Source organism: Synechococcus sp. H55.2, assembly GCF_047462495.1.
Taxonomy (GTDB): Bacteria; Cyanobacteriota; Cyanobacteriia; order Thermostichales; family Thermostichaceae; genus Thermostichus.
The window spans coordinates 48,523-51,224 of the sequence record NZ_JANSJH010000007.1 but is presented as its reverse complement, the minus strand read 5'-3'; the positions used below and the strand labels follow the sequence as shown (position 1 = coordinate 51,224).

Annotated in this window: 5 protein-coding genes; 3 read left to right on the top strand and 2 right to left on the bottom strand. The window is 57.7% G+C overall.

The annotated features are described in order from the left end of the window. Positions 1 to 107 precede the first annotated feature (107 nt). Together NW844_RS02040 and NW844_RS02035 are read right to left on the bottom strand one after the other, a co-directional pair. Positions 108 to 560 carry a cupin domain-containing protein gene (locus tag NW844_RS02040; protein WP_414333033.1) on the bottom strand — a complete coding sequence of 151 codons (453 nt, stop codon included), beginning with the start codon at positions 558 to 560 and terminating at the stop codon, positions 108 to 110. Between the two features lie 44 nt (positions 561 to 604). After that, positions 605 to 1,384 (bottom strand): cysteine hydrolase family protein, encoded by a 780-nt coding sequence (locus NW844_RS02035; protein ID WP_414333032.1) that lies wholly within the window; start codon positions 1,382 to 1,384, stop codon positions 605 to 607. A gap of 217 nt (positions 1,385 to 1,601) precedes the next feature. Here NW844_RS02035 and NW844_RS02030 point away from each other — a divergent pair, with 217 nt between their 5' ends. The 3 genes from NW844_RS02030 to NW844_RS02020 all read left to right on the top strand — a co-directional run bounded on the left by NW844_RS02030 (position 1,602) and on the right by NW844_RS02020 (position 2,665). Continuing rightward, on the top strand, positions 1,602 to 1,772 hold the full coding sequence (locus NW844_RS02030) for a hypothetical protein (RefSeq protein WP_414333030.1): 171 nt from the start codon (positions 1,602 to 1,604) through the stop codon (positions 1,770 to 1,772). Positions 1,773 to 1,774: 2 nt separating this feature from the next. Further along, positions 1,775 to 2,296 carry a GNAT family N-acetyltransferase gene (locus NW844_RS02025; protein WP_414333028.1) on the top strand — a complete coding sequence of 174 codons (522 nt, stop codon included), beginning with the start codon at positions 1,775 to 1,777 and terminating at the stop codon, positions 2,294 to 2,296. Positions 2,297 to 2,374: 78 nt separating this feature from the next. Beyond that, positions 2,375 to 2,665 carry a 4a-hydroxytetrahydrobiopterin dehydratase gene (locus NW844_RS02020; protein ID WP_414333027.1) on the top strand — a complete coding sequence of 97 codons (291 nt, stop codon included), beginning with the start codon at positions 2,375 to 2,377 and terminating at the stop codon, positions 2,663 to 2,665. Positions 2,666 to 2,702 lie beyond the last annotated feature (37 nt).

Below are 2,702 nucleotides of genomic sequence, written 5' to 3'. Positions count from 1 at the left end.
AGCCCAAAATCCCTTGCCTTGGGAGGGAAGCTTGGCTCCAAGCGGATAGACAGAAGGGGTAAGAACCGCTGTTGGAATAGGCCCAAGTCTCCAGGAGTACTTGAGGCTCAAGCCCTTCTCCAGCCCCCAGATAAAACTGCCAGATCCTCTTCGTCCAAGTCAGCAGGGATCCCAGATCGGATCAGCTCGGCAAAATCTTCGTTGGGCACCATCATACAGAGGGCGTAGAGACGGCCAGGGCCGGTGTTGTGGATTTCGTGGACACCGGTCGGCGGCACCAGGATGCTGTCTCCGGTTTTGATGGGGGCCGCTTTCCCATCGCAAATAGCTAAACCTTCCCCCTTGAGCACGAAAAACATTTCCACAGCCATTTGATGGCGATTGGGGGGCGTTCTGCCTCCCTCATCGAAAATCTCGACACAGAACGTTAGCGAGACTTGAGCATGAGAAGGATCGAACACAATGGCCAGACGATTGGTGTCGTGGGGGCTGATGCGATAGGCCTGATAATCGGCAGGAGTTTTGACGATTGGGATCACACAGCGGGAGAGCGTTTGCATCGGGATCCTCCCCTCAAGAGAGGGTGGGTGGAAAGTGGCAAGCGCTAAGAGGGGAGAGCTGCCAGCAAATCAGCAGAGGAAGCAACAAAGCCAAAGCACTGCTTGACGTTGTAAAGGGTGGCCAGCAGACAGTACTCAGGAGAGGTGGTGGCGGCGCAGTCTTCCAGCAAAATACAGTCGTAGCCGAGGAAATTGGCGTCTTGCAGCGTGGTCATAACACACTGATCGATGTTCACGCCGGCAAAAAAGAGGGTGGTACGTCCGAGATTTTTGAGAATGCTGTCGAGAGGGGTGTCCCAAAAGCCACTCATGCGGAACTTATCCACCCAAATATCCTCGGGTTTGACTTCCAATTCCTCCACCACAGCCGCGCCCCAACTGCCGCGGGTGAGAACCAAAGACCTATTTTTGGGCAAGGGATCCCCCAGCCCTACCCCCTCTCCGGTGGGATTGTAGACGTGTCGCAGGCCGGCGCTGATGTTGAGCAGGTCGGGCCGATTGCCCCAGTTGACCCACACGATCGGCACCTGGGCCTGCCGCAGGCGGGGCAATAGAGTTTTCAGGGGGCCAATGGGAGCTCGCGCCGGTGTAACATCGACGCCAATGCTGGCCAGCCACCCGTCGGGGTGGCAAAAGTCGTTTTGCATGTCAATGACCAGCAGCGCCGCTTTGGCCAGATCCAGGCGCAGGGTTTTGCTGGAGGTAGGCAGCAGGATGGGCCGAGGCTCTAAAGGCGGGCGGGTGATGTCGGCCATTGCGGCGTTCACAGCCCAGGCATTGGGAGGGATCCCCAAAGTCTTTAAGGGGCGGCTTGGGGGGCTCATCGGCTCTCCGCTCACGGGTCAGGGCAAGTACCTACCTACCTGCGCTTAACCTTAATGCACGACGGAGCTTACTTTGGAATCATAGGCTACAGTCTCTCACCTTGTTGACGCGCGGGATCCCGCCCGGTTAGTCGATAGGGGCTGGGGAAGGTTGCCACAAGGCCGACCAGAGATCCTGCTCTGGACTATACTGTAAAGGCCAAGGTTATGTAGAAATATGAACATTCTACGGCAGTATATCTTTCCCGCTCTCATCCTGCTGGTGTTCCTGTTTACTCTGGTGGTGGTGAGCATCCGCTCGTTTCTGCCGGAAGATATGGCCCAGCCGGCCCCGGTAGAGGAAGTAACATCGATGGGTCTTGCCGATCTTTCTTCCGCGAATGTTTGAGGATGGCTGAACTGGAGATCCCTCTGCCTGCTGGTTACCGTTGGCGCATTGGCTCTGCTTGGGATCGGCCCTGGGTGCGGCGGGGATTGCAGGCCACCTTGCAGGAGTCTTTCCCCGAGCAAAGCCAGTGGGATCACCTGGAAGCGACCCTGGATCGCCTCTTTGACCCCCCCCGTACTCCCTGCTGGTGGATCCTCAACGAAGCAACAGGGGAGCCGGTGGGCGGCGTGTGGGCCGGCATTTCTACCGACCAAGCCACTCATCGTCGGGTGGCCTACGTTTTTTTGCTCTGGGTGGATCCCGCCCATCGTCGGCGGGGGCTGGGCAGAGCTTTGCTGCAACAGGTGGAACGCTGGGGATCCCAGCAGCAGTTGTCGGCCATCACCTTGCAGGTTTACCGCCACAATCAAGCTGCCCTTAACTTCTATAGGCAGGCCCACTTTGCTGTGCAAGGCTACTGGCTATACAAACCCCTCGGCCCTGCTGCCGCCTCCCAGGAACTGGAAGACTACGAAGTTTTGTAAAGAAGCTGGGATCTGCCCGCAGCCGCTCTTTTGATGAAAACGTGATGGAAACGATGGCATCGACTGGAGGGAAGGCCCATGTCCAGACCTGTCAAACTCAGTGAAGCCGAGATCCAGGCCAAGCTAGAGAAGCTGCCCGGCTGGTCTTTGCAGGAGGGGAAACTGCATCGCCAGTTTCAATTTCGCTCCTTTGTGGAAGCTTTCGGCTGGATGAGCAGTGTGGCTTTGGTGGCCGAGAGCATGGGGCATCACCCCGAGTGGACCAATGTCTACAACCGCGTGCGGGTGGATCTCACCACCCACGATGCCGGAGGCATTACGGAACTGGATTTCACCTTGGCACAACGCATGAACGAGCTGGCTGGGTGAACACTCTCTCGGCAGCAGACTGAGCCGGGGATCCCTG

Excerpts from the sequence above, each read along its gene's own strand:
- NW844_RS02030 (WP_414333030.1), top strand. The coding sequence starts at position 1,602 with ATGAACATTCTACGGCAGTATATCTTTCCCGCTCTCATCCTGCTGGTG.
- NW844_RS02035 (WP_414333032.1), bottom strand. The coding sequence starts at position 1,384 with ATGAGCCCCCCAAGCCGCCCCTTAAAGACTTTGGGGATCCCTCCCAAT.
- NW844_RS02020 (WP_414333027.1), top strand. The coding sequence starts at position 2,375 with ATGTCCAGACCTGTCAAACTCAGTGAAGCCGAGATCCAGGCCAAGCTA.
- NW844_RS02025 (WP_414333028.1), top strand. The coding sequence starts at position 1,775 with ATGGCTGAACTGGAGATCCCTCTGCCTGCTGGTTACCGTTGGCGCATT.
- NW844_RS02040 (WP_414333033.1), bottom strand. The coding sequence starts at position 560 with ATGCAAACGCTCTCCCGCTGTGTGATCCCAATCGTCAAAACTCCTGCC.